This is a genomic window from Microbacterium pratiae, from assembly GCF_047302165.1.
Classification (GTDB): domain Bacteria; phylum Actinomycetota; class Actinomycetes; order Actinomycetales; family Microbacteriaceae; genus Microbacterium.
Genome location: NZ_CP154843.1, coordinates 870,987 through 889,338 on the forward strand (window position 1 = coordinate 870,987; position 18,352 = coordinate 889,338).

General features: G+C 70.3%; 8 protein-coding genes. All 8 read left to right on the forward strand.

Features of this window, described 5'->3' with window-relative positions; translation table 11 throughout:
• The first annotated feature begins 27 nt into the window (after positions 1-27).
• The 8 genes from AA0Y20_RS04125 (at position 28) to AA0Y20_RS04160 (ending at position 18,345) form a co-directional block, all read left to right on the forward strand.
• A complete protein-coding gene (locus AA0Y20_RS04125) occupies positions 28-1,116 on the forward strand; it encodes a LacI family DNA-binding transcriptional regulator (RefSeq protein ID WP_412937640.1) in 1,089 nt (362 codons plus the stop codon).
• Between the two features lie 14 nt (positions 1,117-1,130).
• Entirely contained in the window at positions 1,131-3,710 is a 2,580-nt protein-coding gene (locus AA0Y20_RS04130; RefSeq protein WP_412937641.1) for a DEAD/DEAH box helicase, read from the forward strand.
• Positions 3,711-4,059: 349 nt separating this feature from the next.
• The gene (locus tag AA0Y20_RS04135) at positions 4,060-4,596 is read left to right on the forward strand and encodes a DUF1697 domain-containing protein (RefSeq protein ID WP_412937642.1); all 537 of its coding nucleotides are present in this window, start codon (positions 4,060-4,062) and stop codon (positions 4,594-4,596) included.
• A gap of 73 nt (positions 4,597-4,669) precedes the next feature.
• Positions 4,670-6,793, forward strand: a complete 2,124-nt coding sequence (gene recQ, locus AA0Y20_RS04140; protein WP_412937643.1) for a DNA helicase RecQ — start codon at positions 4,670-4,672, stop codon at positions 6,791-6,793.
• Between the two features lie 144 nt (positions 6,794-6,937).
• Positions 6,938-9,058 (forward strand): acyl-CoA dehydrogenase, encoded by a 2,121-nt coding sequence (locus tag AA0Y20_RS04145; RefSeq protein WP_412937645.1) that lies wholly within the window; start codon positions 6,938-6,940, stop codon positions 9,056-9,058.
• A 60-nt stretch (positions 9,059-9,118) separates the two neighbouring features.
• Positions 9,119-9,766, forward strand: a complete 648-nt coding sequence (locus AA0Y20_RS04150) for a DNA-3-methyladenine glycosylase I (protein WP_412937647.1) — start codon at positions 9,119-9,121, stop codon at positions 9,764-9,766.
• Positions 9,747-12,122 (forward strand): ATP-binding cassette domain-containing protein, encoded by a 2,376-nt coding sequence (locus AA0Y20_RS04155; protein WP_412937649.1) that lies wholly within the window; start codon positions 9,747-9,749, stop codon positions 12,120-12,122. The genes AA0Y20_RS04150 and AA0Y20_RS04155 overlap by 20 nt, the downstream gene beginning before the upstream one ends.
• 151 nt (positions 12,123-12,273) lie before the next feature.
• The gene (locus AA0Y20_RS04160; protein WP_412937650.1) at positions 12,274-18,345 is read left to right on the forward strand and encodes an Ig-like domain-containing protein; all 6,072 of its coding nucleotides are present in this window, start codon (positions 12,274-12,276) and stop codon (positions 18,343-18,345) included.
• Positions 18,346-18,352 lie beyond the last annotated feature (7 nt).

Genomic DNA, 18,352 nt, shown 5'->3' on the forward strand with positions numbered 1-18,352 from the left:
AGCTGCACCGGAGCGAAAGGGGGAGGGATGAACCGCAAACGCGTGACGCTGGCACAGGTCGCCGTCGAGGCCGGGGTCGCGGCATCGACGGCATCCCTCGTCCTCGCCGGGCGCGGCAGCGAGCTGCGGCTCTCGCAGTCGCTGCAGGAGCGGGTGCGCTCCGCCGCCGAGCGGCTCGGCTACCGTCCCAACGCCGTCTCGGTCGGACTGCGCACGGGGAGCACGTCGACGCTCGCCTTCATCTCCGACTCCGTCGCCTCGTCGAGACTCGCGGGCGAGATGATCAAGGGCGCCATCGACGCCGCCCGTGCCCGGGGATTCCTGGTCTTCGTCGGCGAGACCGGGGGTGACGTCCAGCTCGAGCGTCAGCTGCTCAACGCGATGTTCGACCGGCAGGTCGACGGCCTCGTCCTGGCGTCGATGATCACGCACCGCCGGGCGCTGCCGCCCGAGGCGACGCGCAGCCCCGCCGTGCTGCTGAACCTCGAGGTCGACGGGGCGACGGATGTGCCGCGGGTGCTTCCCGACGAGTACGCCGCCGGGCGCGAGGCCGTCGGGCACCTGCTCGAACGCGGACACCGCGACATCCACCTCATCGGCGCCGGTCCGACCGGAGACGACGCACCGCCGTTCTCGCTCGGCGCGCAGCAGCGACTGCGCGGCATCCTCGATGCGCTGCGGGACGCCGGGCTGGAACCGGCCTCCGGAAGTCCCGTCATCCAGTGGCTGCCGCCCGAGGGCTTCCGGCTGACCTCGCAGCTGCTCGACCGGGGAACCGTGCCGCAGGCGCTGATCTGCTTCAACGACCGCTTGGCGATGGGCGCGTATCAGGCGCTCGGCGAGCGAGGCCTCGCGGTGCCCGATGACGTCTCGGTCGTGTCGTTCGACGATGTCTCGTTCGCGCAATGGCTGCGGCCGGGGCTGACGACCTTCGCCCTGCCCCACCGGGCGATGGGCAAGCGAGCCGTCGAACTGCTCATCGACCGCGTCGAGGCGTCGAAGGGCGACACCGCTGCGGTCGACGCGCCGGTCGCCCCCGCGCTGCTGCCCCTGCCTCTGCGCGTACGGGCATCGGTGCGACAGGTCGACGCGGCGGCCGCCGTTCCGCAGGCGTAGGGCAGACTCGAGGGATGACCTCCGCGCCGTTGCTCGACCTCATCGGCCCGGATCCCTCCGACGACGCGATCTACGACGCCTTCACGACCTGGGCCGAGGGCCGAGGTCTCACGCTCTACCCGGCGCAGGACGAGGCGGTCATCGAGCTCGTCTCGGGGGCCAACGTGGTGCTGGCCACGCCGACCGGCACGGGCAAGTCGCTCGTCGCGGTCGCCGCGCACGCGGCATCCGTCTCCCGCGGCGGACGGACGTACTACACCGCCCCGATCAAGGCGCTCGTGAGCGAGAAGTTCTTCGCCCTCGTCGAGATCTTCGGAGCCGAGAGGGTCGGCATGGTGACGGGTGACTCGTCGGTCAACCCCGAGGCGCCGATCATCTGCTGCACGGCCGAGATCCTCGCGAACCTGGCGCTGCGCGAGGGAGCCGACGCCGACGTCGATCAGGTCGTCATGGACGAGTTCCACTTCTACGGCGACCCCGATCGCGGCTGGGCCTGGCAGGTGCCGCTGCTGACCCTGCCCCGGGCGCAGTTCCTGCTGATGTCGGCCACGCTCGGCGACGTCACCGACCTCGCCGACGACCTCTCGCGCCGCACGGGCAGGCGGACGGCCCTCGTCACCGGCGTCGAGCGTCCCGTGCCGCTGCACTTCTCGTACGAGCGGCGCCCCGTGCACGACGTGCTCGAGCGGCTGCTCGAGGAACGCGAGACCCCGGTCTACATCGTGCATTTCTCGCAGGCCGCTGCGCTCGAGCGCGCGCAGGCGCTGTCGAGCGTGAAGATCACCACCCGCGAGCAGCGGGATGCCATCGCCGAGGCGATCGGCGGATTCCGGTTCACGACCGGCTTCGGCAAGACTCTGTCGCGCCTCGTGCGGGCAGGCATCGGCGTGCACCACGCCGGGATGCTGCCGCGCTACCGGCGGCTCGTCGAGACGCTCGCCCAGCGCGGGCTGCTCAAGGTCATCTGCGGTACCGACACCCTCGGGGTGGGCATCAACGTCCCGATCCGCACGGTCGTCATCACGGCGCTGTCGAAGTACGACGGGACCCGGATGCGGCAGCTCAGCGCCCGCGAGTTTCATCAGGTCGCGGGCCGCGCCGGACGCGCCGGCTTCGACCCGCACGGCAACGTCGTCGTCATGGCGCCCGAGTGGGAGATCGAGAACGCCGTCGCGCTCGCGAAAGCCGGCGACGACGCCGCCAAGCGCAAGAAGATCGTGCGCAAGAAGGCTCCGACCGGCGTCGTCAACTGGGGTGAGGGGTCGTTCGAGCGGCTCGTCGAGGCGCAGCCGGAGCCCCTCACGCCGCAGCTGCAGCTCACCGCCGCGATGCTGCTCAACGTCATCGGTCGCGGCGGCGACGTGTTCGGCAACGTCCGCTCGCTCGTCTTCGACAACCACGAGCCCCGCGCCCGGCAGTACGCCTTCGCCCGCCGGGCTCTCGCGATCTTCCGCACGCTGGTCGCCGCCGACATCGTCGAGGTGGTGCGCCCCGCTGCCGCGGCTCTTGCCGTCGACTCGCCACAGAATGCGGATGCGGGGGGTGCGGCATCCGCAGTCTCTGGCGAGTCGACGATCAGGCTCACCGTCGACCTCCAGCCGAACTTCGCGCTCAACCAGCCGTTGTCGCCCTTCGCGCTCGCGGCGATCGAGCTGCTGTCGCCGGACGACGCCGAGACGGGCACCGGGCACTACGCCCTGGACGTCGTGAGCGTGATCGAGGCGACGCTCGACGACCCGCGCGCCATCCTGTCGCAGCAGGAGTACAAGGCCCGGGGCGAGGCGGTCGGCGCCATGAAGCGCGACGGCATCGAGTACGACGAGCGCATGGCGCTGCTCGAGGAGATCACCTGGCCCAAGCCCTTGGCCGACCTGCTCGCCCAGGCCTTCGAGACCTTCGCGTCGAGTCAGCCGTGGGTGCGCGACTTCGAGCTGTCTCCGAAGTCGGTCGTGCGCGACATGTTCGAGCGGGCGATGTCGTTCGGCGAGTTCGTCTCGTTCTACCAGCTCGGCCGGAGCGAAGGGCTCGTGCTGCGCTACCTGAGCGACGCGTATCGCGCGATCCGGCAGACGGTGCCCGCCGAGGCGCGCACCGACGACCTCATGGACCTCATCGAGTGGCTCGGCGAGCTCGTACGGCAGGTCGACTCGAGCCTCGTCGACGAGTGGGAGTCGCTCGCGAACCCGACCGGCGACCCCGATGCCCCCGTCGTGCCGCCCGCCCCGCCGTCGGTGCTGACGAACCGACGCGCGTTCACGGTGCTCGTGCGCAACGAGCTGTTCCGCCGCGTTCAGCTCGCCGCCCTTCAGGACGACGAGGCGCTCGAGGCCCTCGACCCGGAGATCGACTGGCCCGAGGTCCTCGACCGGTATTACGACGACCACGACGAGGTGCTCACCGGCGGCGCCGCGCGGTCGCCGTCGCTGTGCGTCATCGACGAGTCCGCGGCCCGCGACGGCCTCTGGCGCGTCGAGCAGATCATCGACGACCCCGCCGGCGACCACGACTGGCGCATCCGGGCCGAGGTCGACCTCGAGCAGTCCGTCGAGGCCGGCACGGCGGTTGTGCGGGTCGTCGAGGTCGTCCGCCTCTGACTCCGCGCCCGTCGTCACGGGTTGCCGCGTGCCGTGGACAGGCTGAGAGCGGTTTCTGGGCCGACTTCGGCTGAGTTGCCGGGGCTGAGCCTGCTCGCGGGACGCGCGGAGGCCGGCACCCGCGGCTTCAAGGGGGAGCTCGGCTTCTCCCGAGGGCGAGGGCGAGGGCGAGGGCGAGGGCGAGGGCGAGGCGCGACGGCGGAGCCGACGCCCCTACCGTGCCGCCGACAGGCTGAGCGTGGTCTCGGGGCCGGTCTGAGGGCGGATGCGGCGGCTGAGCCTGTTCGCGGGACGTGAGCGGAAGGCGAGGCCCGGCGCGGATGTCGCAGGCCCGGGGCATGATGAGGGCGTGGCCACACATCTCGGGTTCCTGCGGGCGATCAACCTCGGCGCGACGCGGGTGTTCCCGAAGGACGACATCCGCCGGGTGACCGAGGCCGCGGGCTTCGAGGATGTCGCGACGCATATCAACACCGGCAACATCCGCTTCGGCACGCGCCTGCGCTCGCGCGCCAAGATCGAGCGCACCCTCGAGGCGGCGTATGCGGCCGATCGAGGGTTCGAGGTGCCGACGATCACGTTCCGCACCGATGAGTTCGCCGCGCTCGCCGCCGAGGCGCTCGCGGTGAGCGACGCGAACCCGGGCCTCGCCCGGCACTACGTGTATCTGCTCAAGGACGAGCTCGACGCCGACACCATCGATCGGGTCGAGGCCCTCGCGACATCCGCGGGTCGCATGCTGGTCCGCGGCCGCGCGGTCCACGCGCTCCTGCAACCCGGGTATCAGGACGGGACGGTCGACCCCCTGGGCGCGGCGAAGCTCCTCGGCATCGCGACCAACCGCAACCTCAACGTCGTCGTGACGCTCGCCGAACGATGGTGCTGACGAGGCGGGAATCGATCCCGCGCCTGTGAACGCACGGAGCGGGATGTCGGATGCCGCGGCTATCGTGAATCGGGTGAGTCGAGAGCAGCAGTCCTGGGATGCCGATCCCTACGCCGACCTCGACTGGAACCCCGACGAGTTCGCCCCGCCCGAGGATTTCGACGCGCCGCCGCCGCCCGAGTTCGACGGCTACGGCGCCGCCGTCGCCCGCGCCACCCGCGATCGCGCTGCGGCCCCCGCGCCCGGCGATGCCCCCGCCGCAGCCCGCCGCACCGCGCCCCCGGCCCGCGCCGCAGCCCCGACCCGAGCCGCACCACCACGCACCGCGGCTCCGGCCGCAGCTCCCGCCGCCGTCCTCTCCCTCGCGCGCCGCGACTTCACAGACGCCGACCCGCGTGCGGTGCTCAAGGAGGTCTTCGGATACGACGACTTCCGCGGCGACCAGGGCGACATCGTCTCGCACGTGGTCGGCGGCGGGGATGCCGTCGTGCTCATGCCCACCGGTGGCGGCAAGTCGATCACCTACCAGGTGCCCGCGCTCGTGCGCCCGGGCACGGGCCTCGTCGTCAGCCCTCTCATCGCGCTCATGCACGATCAGGTCGACGCCCTGATCGCCAACGGCGTGCGAGCCGCCTACCTCAACTCGACCCAGTCGGCGGGCGAGCGGGCGGGCGTCGAGCAGGCGTATCTCGCGGGCGAGCTCGACCTGCTGTACGTCGCCCCCGAGCGCTTGAGCGTGCCGCAGACGACGCAGCTGCTCCAGCGAGGAACCCTGAGCGTCATCGCGATCGACGAGGCTCACTGCGTCTCGCAATGGGGTCACGACTTCCGACCCGACTACCTCGCCCTTGGCGACCTCGACGAGCGGTTCCCCGGGGTGCCGCGCATGGCGCTCACCGCGACCGCCACCCGGGCCACCCACCAGGAGCTCACCGAGCGGCTGCGCCTGCCGCAGGCGCGACACTTCGTCGCGAGCTTCGACCGGCCCAACATCCAGTACCGCATCGAGCCCAAGGTCGACCCGCGGCGGCAGCTCGTCACGTTCATCCGCTCGATGCCCGAGGGCTCGGCCGGCATCGTCTACGCCCTCAGCCGCAAGTCGGTCGAGCAGACCGCCGACTATCTCGCCGCGCAAGGCCTCGACGCGCTGCCGTACCACGCGGGTCTTCCCGCCGAGATGCGCGCCAAGCACCAGTCGCGGTTCCTCCGCGAGGACGGTGTCGTCATGGTCGCCACGATCGCGTTCGGAATGGGCATCGACAAGCCCGACGTGCGGTTCGTCGCCCACATCGACCTGCCGAAGTCGGTCGAGGGCTACTACCAGGAAACGGGGCGCGCCGGCCGCGACGGCGAGGCGTCGATCGCCTGGATGGCGTACGGCCTGGGCGATGTCGTCCAGCAGCGGCGTCTCATCGATCAGAGCCCGGGCGACCGCACCTTCAAGATGCGGATGGGTCAGCACCTCGACGCGATGCTCGCCCTGTGCGAGACGGTCGCCTGCCGACGCCAGAACCTGCTCGGCTACTTCGGACAGGAGTCCGAGCCCTGCGGCAACTGCGACACGTGTCTCACCCCGCCCGACACCTGGGACGGCCTCGTCCCGGCCCAGAAGCTGCTGTCGACGATCGTGCGACTCCAGCGCGAACGCAACCAGTCGTTCGGCGCCGGTCATCTCGTCGACATCCTGCGCGGCGCGTCGACCGAGCGCATCCGTCAGCAGCGCCATGACGAGTTGGCGACGTACGGCCTCGGCTCCGATCTCTCCGATCAGGACTGGCGGAGCGTCATCCGCCAGCTGCTCGCCCGCGGCATCCTCGTCGCTCGCGGTGAGTACGGCGTGCTCGCGGTCGGCGACGCCGGAGCCCCCGTGCTCAAGGGCGAGTCCGGCGTACCGCTGCGGCGCGACGTGCTCGGCCGGGGTCAGAACAGCGGCGGCTCACGGGTGCGCAAGGCGGCGGCCGCCGAGCAGGTGGCCGAGGGCGACCGCGACCTCTTCGAGGCGCTGCGGGCGTGGCGTGCCGAACAGGCGCGCGAGCAGGGGGTGCCTGCCTACATCGTCTTCGGCGACGCGACCTTGCGCGCCCTCGCCGATCGCCGGCCCCGCACCTCGGCCGATCTGGAGGGCATCACGGGCATCGGCGCCAAGAAGCGCGAGGCCTACGGCGACGCCGTGCTGGCCGTCGTCGCGTCGCACTGACCGGCCGGATGTCGCGGTCGCACAACGCGGGTCGCCGACGTACCGGCATCCTGTTGTGCTCATCGTCCAACCCGCTTGGCGAGGCGTTGTGGAAGTCCTACCGTGACTATTGACTCCGATCCTTCCGACGTCGAAAGGCACGCGATGACCGACGCCGCTGTTCGTCCCCACAAGCCCGCAACCGCAGACCGCACCCCCGCCGGGGGAGCTCCGACCGCGCCCCACACCGCGGAAGAGGCGCACGAGGCGCGCATCGACATCGACGCGGTCACCGACATGCTGCTCGGAACCTGGGCGGCGACGCGTCGCGAGGCGCGCGAGATGATCAAGGACCCCGTGTTCTGGCAGATCCCGGGCGAGCCGATGGCGGAGCACCGTGAACGCGTGCTCAAGCAGCTCCACCTCCTCGTCGAGCGGGGCGCCTCGGGGCGCGGCTACCCGAAGGAGTACGGCGGCGACGGCGACAACGGCGCGAACCTCGCGGGCTTCCAGGAGCTCGTGCTCGCCGATCCGAGCCTGCAGATCAAGTCCGGCGTGCAGTGGGGCCTGTTCGGCTCGGCCATCCACCAGCTCGGCACGAAGCCCCACCACGACGCGTGGCTTCGCGACGCGATGGAGATGCGCCTGCCCGGTGCGTTCGCGATGACCGAGACCGGGCACGGATCGGATGTCGCGGCCATCGGCACGACCGCCACCTACGACCCCGAGACCGAGGAGTTCGTCATCCATACGCCGTTCCGCGGCGCGTGGAAGGACTACCTGGGCAACGCGGCGGTGCACGGCAAGGCGGCCACCCTCTTCGCGCAGCTGATCACGGGCGGCGTGAACTACGGCGTCCACTGCTTCTTCGTGCCGCTCCGCGACGACGAGGGCGACTTCCTGCCCGGCGTCGGCGGCGAGGACGACGGCGTCAAGGGCGGGCTCAACGGCATCGACAACGGCCGTCTCCACTTCGACCACGTCCGGATCCCGCGTACGAACCTCCTCAACCGGTACGGCGACGTCGCTGCGGACGGCACCTACAGCTCCGACATCGCCAGCCCCGGCCGCCGGTTCTTCACGATGCTCGGCGCGCTCGTGCAGGGGCGTGTGTCGCTCGACGGCTCCGCCACGACCGCCTCGGCGCTCGCGGAGTACATCGCGGTGACGTATGCCAACCAGCGTCGTCAGTTCGACTCCGGTGCGGGCACCGACGAGGTGACCCTGCTCGATTACGGGCGGCATCAGCGCCGCCTGCTGCCGCGGATCGCGCAGACCTATGCGCAGTTCTTCTCGCACGACGAGCTGCTGCAGGCCTTCGACGGCGTGTTCTCGGGACGCACCGACACCCCGGAGGGACGCGAGAACCTCGAGACGCTCGCCGCCGCCCTCAAGCCCCTGTCGACGTGGAACGCGCTCGACACGATCCAGGAGTGTCGCGAGGCGTGCGGCGGTCAGGGCTTCCTCGCCGAGAACCGCATGGTCGACCTGCACCACGACCTCGACGTCTTCGCCACATTCGAGGGTGACAACAACGTGCTCCTGCAGCTGGTCGGGAAGCGTCTGCTCAGCGACTACGCCAAGCAGTTCAAGGGCGCCGACGCGCGGGCCCTCGCGAAGTTCGCCGCTGTCTCGACGGCCGAGCGCGTGTTCCACGGTGCCGGTCTTCGCCGGCTCGGTCAGTCGGTCGCCGACTTCGGGCAGATGGCGCGGTCGGTCGAGCTCGGGCTCCGGGCCGAGCAGCAGCACGAACTGCTGACGGGCCGCGTCGAGCAGATGATCGCCGACATCGCCGCCGCTCTACGTCCCGCGTCGAAGATGTCGCAGCAGGATGCCGCCGCCGTCTTCAACCAGCACCAGTCGGAACTGATCGAGGCCGCACGCGCCCACGGTGAGCTGCTGCAGTGGGAGGCGTTCGCACAGGGTGTCGAGCGCGTCGGCGACGAGGGGACCCGCCAGGTGCTCGTGTGGCTGCGCGACCTCTTCGGCCTGACGCTCATCGAGCGACACCTCGCCTGGTACCTGATCAACGGTCGCCTCTCGACCCAGCGGGCAGCCGCCGTCACGAGCTACATCGACCGGCTCTGCGCGCGCCTGCGCCCGCACGCCCAAGATCTCGTCGACGCCTTCGGTTTCGCGCCCGAGCACGTCCGCGCTCCCATCGCGTCCGGCGCGGAGGCGGAGCGGCAGCGCGAGGCGCACGAGTACTTCGCCGACCTCGCCGCGTCGGGCAACGCGCCCGTCTCGGAGAAGACGTTGGCGAAGTCGGGCAAGCGTGACGCCTGACGGGATGCCGCCCGGGCCCCGCGTTCCGGCGATGTCGCAGCCGCTCGCTAGCCTGACGGAATGGCGCTCGACCTCATCACCGGACCCGACGGCCTCGACCGCTGCGGCTGGGTGGGTGGCGACGCCGAGTACCGGCGCTATCACGACGAAGAATGGGGCCGCCCGCTTCACGGCGACCGCGCGCTGTTCGAGAAGCTGAGTCTCGAGGGGTTCCAGGCGGGGCTGAGCTGGATCACGATCCTGCGCAAGCGCCCGCGCTTCCGCGAGGTCTTCGCGGGTTTCGAGCCGGTGCGGGTCGCCGCCTTCGGTGCGACCGAGGTCGCGGCCCTCATGGCGGATGCCGGCATCATCCGCAATCGCGCGAAGATCGAGGCCACCATCTCGAACGCGAGGCTGCTGCTCGACTTCGCCGACGGCGAGTTCGATGAGCTCATGTGGTCGTTCGCCCCCGAGCCGGGTCGGCCCCGCCCCGCGACGCTGGCTGACGTGCCGCCCGTGACGGCGGAATCCGAGGCGATGAGCAAGGCCCTTCGCCGCCGTGGCTTCCGATTCGTCGGGCCGACGACGATGTACGCGCTCATGCAATCGGCCGGCATGGTCGACGACCACGTCGAGGGATGCCACCGAACCCTCGCCCTCGACGTGGCGAAGCCCCACAATGGGGAGGTCCGCACCGAGAGGATGTCCGATGGCCGCCGCATCCGCTGAGATCGTCGCCGACGCGCACGAGGTCATCCGCGTCCGCGGTGCCCGCGAGAACAATCTGACGGGTGTCGATGTCGACATCCCGAAGCGTCGTCTCACGGTCTTCACGGGAGTGAGCGGGTCGGGCAAGTCCTCGCTCGTGTTCGGCACGATCGCGGCCGAGTCGCGGCGTCTCATCAACGAGACCTATCCCACGTTCGTCCAGCAGTTCATGGCGCAGATCGGGCGCCCCGATGTCGACGCGCTCGAGAACATCAGTCCCGCGATCATCGTCGATCAGGAACGGATGGGGGCGAATGCCCGCTCGACCGTGGGTACGGCGACCGACGTGCACGCCATGCTGCGCGTCCTGTTCAGTCGCATCGGCGAGCCGTTCGTCGGGTCGCCGCAGGCGTTCTCGTTCAACGTGCCGTCGGTGTCGGGCGCCGGTGAGATCACGGTCGCCGTCGGAGGCGAGGAAGGCCGCGCCGAGCGACGATCGTTCCAGGTGACCGGAGGGATGTGTCCCACCTGCGAGGGTCTCGGCGAGGTCAGGGACATCGACATCGACGAGCTGATCGATCGGTCGAAGTCGCTCAACGAGGGCGCCATCCGGGTGCCGGGCTACAGCGCCGACGGCTGGATGGTGCGCGGGTACAGCGAGTCTGGTCTGCTCGACCCCGACAAGCCGATCGCCGAGTACTCGGATGCAGAGCTCGCGGACCTCCTCTACAAGGAGCCCGTCAAGGTCAAGATCCAGAGCATCAACATGACTTACGAGGGCCTCGTGCCCCGCATCACGAAGTCGATGTTGCAGAAAGACCGCGACGCGCTGCAGCCTCACGTCCGAGCCTTCGTCGATCGCGCGGTCAAGTTCATGCCCTGTTCGGCATGCGAGGGAACGCGGCTCAACGCGGGCGCTCGCTCCGCGAAGATCGCCGGCGCGAGCATCGCCGACGCCGCGGCGATGCAGATCACCGATCTCGCCGGCTGGCTCCGTTCCATCGACGATCCCACCGTCGAGCCCCTGCTCGCCGGACTACGGGCGACCGTGCAGTCGTTCATCGACATCGGCCTCGGTTACCTCTCGCTCGACCGCGCGTCGGGAACGCTGTCGGGTGGTGAGGCTCAGCGGACGAAGATGATCCGGCACCTCGGGTCGAGCCTGACGGACGTGACATACGTCTTCGACGAGCCGACCGCGGGGCTCCACCCGCACGATGTCCAGCGCATGAACGACCTGCTGCGCGGTCTCCGTGACAAGGGCAACACGGTGCTCGTCGTCGAGCACAAGCCCGAGGTCATCGAGGTCGCCGATCATGTCATCGACCTCGGGCCCGGGGCAGGGCGCCACGGCGGCAGGGTCCAGTTCACCGGGTCGGTCGCCGAGCTCAGGACATCCGGCACGCTGACGGGCCGGCATCTCGACCACCGCGCACAGCTGAAGCCGGCGGTGCGCGCTGCCACCGGCGTCCTCGAGATCCGGGGTGCGACCGCCAACAACCTCAAATCGGTGGATGTCGACATCCCGCTCGGGACCCTCACCGTCGTCACCGGCGTGGCGGGCTCGGGCAAGTCGTCGCTGATCCACGGCAGCCTCGCCGGGCGGGAGGGGGTCGTCGTCGTCGACCAGTCGCCGATCCGAGGCAATCGCCGCAGCAGCCCCGCGACGTACACGGGTCTGCTCGATCCGATCCGCTCCGCGTTCGCGAAAGCCAACGGGGTCAAGCCCGCCCTGTTCAGCTCGAATTCGCAGGGCGCATGCCCGGCCTGCGCAGGGCTCGGGGTCATCGTCACCAAGCTCGGCATCACGGCATCGGTCGAGACCGAGTGCGACGTGTGCCAGGGGTCCGGCTTCAGCCCCGACGTCCTCCAGTACACCCTCGACGGGCGCACCATCGCGGACGTGCTCGCGCTGAGCGCTGCGGAGGCCGCGGAGGCGCTGCCGGCGCGAGCGGCCGGCGGCATCCTGTCGCGCCTGATCGATGTCGGCCTCGGATACATCACGCTCGGCCAGGCGCTCAGCACCCTCTCGGGAGGCGAGCGGCAGCGGCTGAAGCTCGCGATCTCGATGGCCACGGCAGGCTCGGTGTACATCCTCGACGAGCCGACGACCGGACTGCATCTCGCCGACGTCGACAAGCTCCTCGCCCTGCTCGACCGTCTCGTCGACGCGGGCAACTCCGTCATCGTCATCGAGCACCATCAGGCGGTCATGGCGCATGCCGATCACCTCATCGACATCGGGCCCGGTGCCGGGCGCGACGGCGGGCGGGTCGTGTTCGCAGGGGCACCGGCCGACCTCGTCGCGACGGCAGACACGCTGACGGCGCACCATCTGCGTCGCTACATCGGGACGAGCGCGGGATCGGAGCGCTGATGCACACCCTCGCGATGGTTGACATGGGGAGAACTCCCCATGTCAACAGACAAATCCGGCACCCCGCTTGACATAGGGTGGTTCCGCAGTTCAACCAGTGCGAGCCCGGGAGCCGGGCCGATGATCGTCGCCCCGGGGGGAGCCGAGCCCAATGAAGTCGACCTCGTGGCTGCGGGCACGCCCGCGAACGCTCATCTCCGCCGGTATCGTCACCGTCGCGGCCCTCACCATCGGGACCCTCGCCGTCGCCTATGAGGGCGAGCCCACGACCGAGGTCGACCTCCACGACGGCGGCGTCTGGGTGACGAAGCAGTCGAGCCTGCTCGTGGGGCACTACAACAACGAGTCCCGGGTGCTCGACGGCAGCCTGCGCACGACGTCCGCGGAATACGACGTCCTCCAATCGGGCCCCCGCGTCGTCGTGGTCGACGCCGACGGGTCGGCGATGTCGGCCGTCGATCCGGCGAAGGTCGTGCTCTCGGGCACGGCGGAGGTGCAGCCGGGCGCGCAGATCAGTCTGGGCTCCGACACCGTCTCGGTGCTCGACGCGGCCGGCAACCTGCGCACCGTCCAGTTCGCGGGCGTGAACGGCTTCAGCCTCGAGGGCAACGAGCCGATCGCCGAGCTCGGCGAGAACGCGACCGCGACCGTCGGCACCGATGGCACGATCTACGCCGCGTCCGCGGCCGGTGCCTCTCTCTATGCTTATGCGCCGATCGGCGACGGCACGGTCGCGCAGACCGCTGAGCGCAGCCTCGACGGCATCGCCGAAGACCACGAGCTCGCGATCACCTCGCTCGGGCAGACGCCGTTCGTCCTCGACCGGACGACGAACGTGCTCTACGGCGGCGACGGCACGCAGACCGATCTCCCCGCAGACGCGCTCTTGCAGCGTCCGTCCAACTCTGCCGAGACGCTCACCGTGAGCACGCCCAGCGCGTTGCTCCGGGTGCAGCCGGGCGGGCAGATCACGACGATCGAGGCCGGTGCCGAGGGCACCCCCGCCGACCCCGTCTACGTCGGGGGCTGTGCCTACGGCGCCTGGTCGGGATCGGGAGTCTTCGTGCGCGACTGTGCGAACGACGCCGACGACGTAGTGCAGGAGATCGAGGGCATCGATCCCGCCGCGAAACTTGAGTTCCGCGTGAACCGGGATGTCGTCGTGCTGAACGACGTGTTCGGCGGGGCCGCCTGGCTCGCGAGCGAGAACATGCAGCGGGTCGACAACTGGACCGACATCACCCCGCCCGAGGGCACCGGTGACGAGGAGCAGGAGACCACCGAGGAGACGGTGGAGACGGCGCTGCCCGAGCGCACGGAGGAGAACACGCCGCCCATCGCGGTCGACGACTCGTTCGGCGTGCGGCCGGGGCGCACGACGGTCCTCCCCGTCCTCTTCAACGACACCGATGCCGACGGCGACGTGCTGGTCGCCGAGGCGACGAGCGATCCCGCGTTCGGCGAGATCTCGCCGATCCAGAACGGCGGCGCCCTCCAGATCGCGGTACCCGACGACGCGTCGGGCTCGACGTCGTTCACCTACAAGGCCGATGACGGCCGGGGCGGCGAGGCATCGGCCACCGTCCGGCTGTCGGTGCGAGGCGACGATGAGAACTCGCCGCCGGTCCAGCAGCGCGTCACCCCCGTGACCGTCGAGGCCGGGGGCACGACGTCGTACAACGTCCTCAGTGAGTGGATCGATCCGGACGGCGACGACATCTTCCTCAAGTCGGTCCAGCCCGACGGCGGCGACGAGGCCGACTTCACCTCCGACGGTCAGATCACCTACCGTGCGATCGGAGCCGTGCAGGGTCGCAAGGACGTGCCCATCATCGTGTCCGACGGAACGGACGACGGCGCCGGGGTGCTCCGCATCGACGTCCGTCCTCCCGGCACGACGGTGCCCGTGACCAACGCCGACCACGTCGTGACCCGCGTCGGACAGTCCGTCACCGTCTCGCCCCTCACGAACGACACGAGCGCCGGCCGCGAGCCGTTGCGTCTGACGCGCGTCGACGAGGTCGAGGGCGCGACGATCCAGCCCGACTTCGCCGAGCAGACCTTCACCTTCACCTCCGACGTCGTGAACACCTACTACGTCGACTACCTCGTCTCAGCGGGGCCCAACAGCGTCCCCGGCCTCGTTCGTGTCGACGTCCTCCCGGCGGCCGACACGAATCTGCCGCCCGTCGCGGTGCGCGACGTCGCGCTGCTGCCGACCGGCGGTGACGTGCTCGTGAACGTCCTGGGCAACGACACCGACCCCGCCGGCGGCATCCTCGTCGTCCAGTCGGTGACCGCCGACCCCGACGGAGGCGTCACCGCGGCCGTGCTCGGCCACGAGACTGTCCGCATCACCGACCAGGGCTCGCTCAGCGAGCAGACCCGGGTGTCGTACACCATCTCCAACGGCGATCAATCGGCCACCGGTGAGATCGTCGTCATCCCGATTCCGGCGCCCGACCGGCTGCGGCCACCGGTCGCCAACAACGACACGGCGGTCGTGCGCGTCGGCGACGTCGTGACGATCGACGTGCTCGCGAACGACACCCACCCCAACGGCGACACTCTGCACGTCTCGCCCGAGCTCGTGCCCCCGCTCATCGACGAGGCCGACGGCCAGGTCTTCGTCTCGGAGGACAAGCTCCGGTTCCGCGCGGGCGACGAGCCCAAGACCGTCAACGCGACATACGAGGCGGTCGACAGCTCGGGCCAGCGCGCCGGCGCCTACGTGACGATCCAGATCCTGCCGCGGCAGGACGACGCGAATGCCGCACCGCGACCGCGCGACCTCACGGCGCGCACGCTCAGCGGCTCGAAGGTCACGATCCCGGTGCCGCTCGACGGCATCGACGAGGACGGCGACTCGGTCGAGCTGATCGGCATCGCGAGCTCGCCGAGCAAGGGCCGCATCGTCGAGACGGGATCGAACACCTTCGTCTACGAGGCCTTCGACACGAGCGTCGGCTCGGACTCGTTCACCTATCGCGTGCGCGACCGTCTCGGCAAGGAAGGGACCGCGCGCATCCAGGTCGGCATCGCGCCTCCCGAGACGACCAACCAGGCGCCGTACGCCGTGAAGGATGCCGTCATCATGCGGCCGGGACGCCAGGTGGCGGTCTCGGTGCTGTTGAACGATTCCGACCCCGACGGCGATCTGTTCGGCTTCGCGGCCGACGCTCTCGAAGTGCCGGACGTCGACGGTCTCGCGGCCGAGGTGTCGGGTGAGCAGGTCATCATCACCGCGCCCGACGTGCCGATGAACACCAGCATCCAGTACACGATCGAGGATGCACGCGGTCTGAAGGCCACGGCTCCCGTGCAGATCACCGTCGACCCCGACGTGCCGCTGCAGCGCCCCATCGCCCGTGACGACCGGGTCCGGGCCGAGGACGTCGACGAGAACGGCGTCGCCGAGGTCGCGGTGCTCGACAACGACGACGACCCCGACGGCACCCGCAGTGCGCTGCGCGTGACGCTCGGCGTCGGCGGCGAGAACGCCACGGTGCGCCCCAACGGCACGGTGTCGGTGCAGCTGACCGACGAGCGGCAGCTCATCACCTACTTCATCACCGACGAGGACGAGCTGACGGCAGCCGCCTTCATCCACGTCCCCTCCCTCGCCGAGCTTCCTCCGAGCCTGATCTCGACCGAGGCGCTCGTGGTCCAGAGCGGCGAGACCGTCGACCTGCCGCTCTCGGAGTACGTGCGGGCCTCGGGCGGACGCGACGTCGTCGTCACAGAGGCTGAGAAGGTCACCGCGGCCCACTCCGACGGCGCATCCCTCGTCAAGGATGAGCGGACGCTGGTCTACACCTCGGCCGCCGACTACTTCGGCCAGGACGCCCTCACCTTCGAGGTCACCGACGGCTCCGGGCCCGACGATCCCGCGGGGCGCAAGGCGACCCTGATGATCCCCATCACCGTCACGCCTCCCGACAACCGGCCGCCGACCATGATCGGTGCGCAGATGGATGTCGCACAGGGCGAGGATGCGCGAACACTCGATCTCGCCGCCCTCGCGACCGATCCCGACCCGGGCGACGCCGAGAAGCTCCGGTTCGCGATCGTCGGTAGCGCGCCCGACGGGCTCACCGCACGTGTCGACGACTCGGTGCTGTCGGTGCAGGCGAGCACCGACGTCGCGAAGGGCACGTCGCTGCCCGTCCAGGTGAGCGTCACCGACGGCGAGTCCGACCCGGTGACGGCGACGATCACCGTCACCGTCACGGCCTCGACGCGGCCCCTCGCGACGGCGAACGCCGACGTCATCGAGCAGGCAGACCAGGGCAATACCATCTCGGTTGCCGTGCTCGACAACGATGTGAACCCGTTCCCCGAGACGCCGCTGCAGATCGTCGGCGCGTTCAGCGAGTCCACGGGCGGTGATGCGCGGGTGGCGGGAGACCGTGTCGAGGTCACCAGCCGCGCTGACTTCGTCGGCACCCTGGTCGTGCGCTACCGGGTGCAGGACGCGACCGGCGACCCCGATCGTCAGGTCGACGGTCAGATCCGTGTCACGGTGCAGGGACGCCCCGACGCGCCGGGCAAGCCGACGGTGACGAGCGTCGAGAGCCGCACCGTCGTGATGTCTTGGTCGCCGCCCGTCGACAACGGTGCGTCGATCACCGGCTACACGGTGCGCTCGACCTCGGGTTCGTACACCCGCGAGTGCCGGTCGACGACCTGCACGCTCGACGGACTGACGAACAACGTCGAGTACAACTTCGTCGTGACGGCGACGAACCGCGTCGGCGAGTCCGACCCGTCGCTGCCGTCGGAGACCGCGCGTCCCGACCAGCGTCCCGACACTCCGAACCCGCCGACCCTCGCGTTCGGCGATCGGAGCCTCGACGTGAGCTGGACGGCACCCCGCACCGAGGGCTCGCCCGTCGAGAGCTACAGCTTGCAGATCTCGCCCGCACCGCCCTCCGGCGTGGCGGAGAAGACCGGTGTGACCGGCAGTCCCATCACGTGGGACGGTCTGCAGAACGGCGTGCAGTATCAGGTGCGCGTGCGTGCCCACAACCGCGCGCCCGAGCCGTCGAGCTGGAGCGTCTGGTCGCAGGCCATGGTGCCCGCGGGCAAGCCGGACGCCCCCGGCGCGCCGTCGACCCAGCGGCTCAACCCGGTGGGCAACCGCTCGCAGATGCAGGTGAGCTGGAACCAGCCGGCGAACAACGGCGACGCGATCGCGGGCTACCAGCTGCAGGTGCGCCGCGGCGGAGCGACCGTCGACACCATCAGCGTCCCCGCGGGCCAGACGAGCCAAGCGGTGACCGTCGACACCTCGACGACCGACTACACGTTCGTCGTCCGGGCGCAGAACAAGGCGGGCTGGGGCGAATGGAGTGCGGCGTCCGCACCGCGCCGCGCGTTCACCCCGCCCGGTGCCCCCACCGGCATCAGCGCAAGCGAAGGCGACAACCGCGTCACCGTCTCGTGGACGGCCGGGTCGCTCAACGGTGCGAACCCCGGTGAGGTCACCTACCAGTACTCCGTGAACAACGGCGCCTGGCGCAGTGACTGGGTCGGCGGCGGCAACGGCGGGTCGGGGACGATCGGCAACGGTCAGGTGAACAACAACGGCACCTACACCGTGCGCGTCCGGGCTGTCGCGACCGCCGACGGGTCGACGTACGAGGGCGAGCCCTCGGCTGCCTCGAACCAGGTCGCGCCCTACGGCCAGATCGGCAACCCGTCGGCTAGCGCTACGCGCGACGGCAACCGCGTCACGCTGTCGTGGTCGTCGCCGGCACGCAACGGCCGCGACATCACCACGGAGATCAGCATCAACGGCGGCGGCTGGCAGCGCGTCGACGCGAGCGGATCGAGCCCGCGGGGCGATGTGGGCTACAGCAGCACGCAGACGATCGATGTGCGCACATCGGCACCGGGCAGCAGCACCACCACTGCGCGCGCCGAGGTACGCACGCCTGATGCGCCGCCGCCGCCCCAGCCGCGCGCGTACCTGACGAAGGGCTCTCCCGTCGGCGGATGCGTCAACGGCTGCTACTACTTCGTGATCAACACGCAGAACTTCCCCGCCGGTGACTACCAGATCGATTGCGTCTCGAACGGCCGGGCCTTCAACGACTACAAGGGGCCCTTCCGACTCGAGGCGAACGGGGCGACCCAGATCACGTGCCACCTCGGTGCGGACGGCAACGAGGCCTGGGCCGTGATCCGCGGCTGGGGCGAGACCGAGCACACGCGCTGGTAGCCCCGGC

Excerpts from the sequence above, each read along its gene's own strand:
- AA0Y20_RS04125 (WP_412937640.1), top strand. The coding sequence starts at position 28 with ATGAACCGCAAACGCGTGACGCTGGCACAGGTCGCCGTCGAGGCCGGG.
- AA0Y20_RS04130 (WP_412937641.1), top strand. The coding sequence starts at position 1,131 with ATGACCTCCGCGCCGTTGCTCGACCTCATCGGCCCGGATCCCTCCGAC.
- AA0Y20_RS04145 (WP_412937645.1), top strand. The coding sequence starts at position 6,938 with ATGACCGACGCCGCTGTTCGTCCCCACAAGCCCGCAACCGCAGACCGC.
- AA0Y20_RS04150 (WP_412937647.1), top strand. The coding sequence starts at position 9,119 with ATGGCGCTCGACCTCATCACCGGACCCGACGGCCTCGACCGCTGCGGC.
- AA0Y20_RS04155 (WP_412937649.1), top strand. The coding sequence starts at position 9,747 with ATGGCCGCCGCATCCGCTGAGATCGTCGCCGACGCGCACGAGGTCATC.
- AA0Y20_RS04160 (WP_412937650.1), top strand. The coding sequence starts at position 12,274 with ATGAAGTCGACCTCGTGGCTGCGGGCACGCCCGCGAACGCTCATCTCC.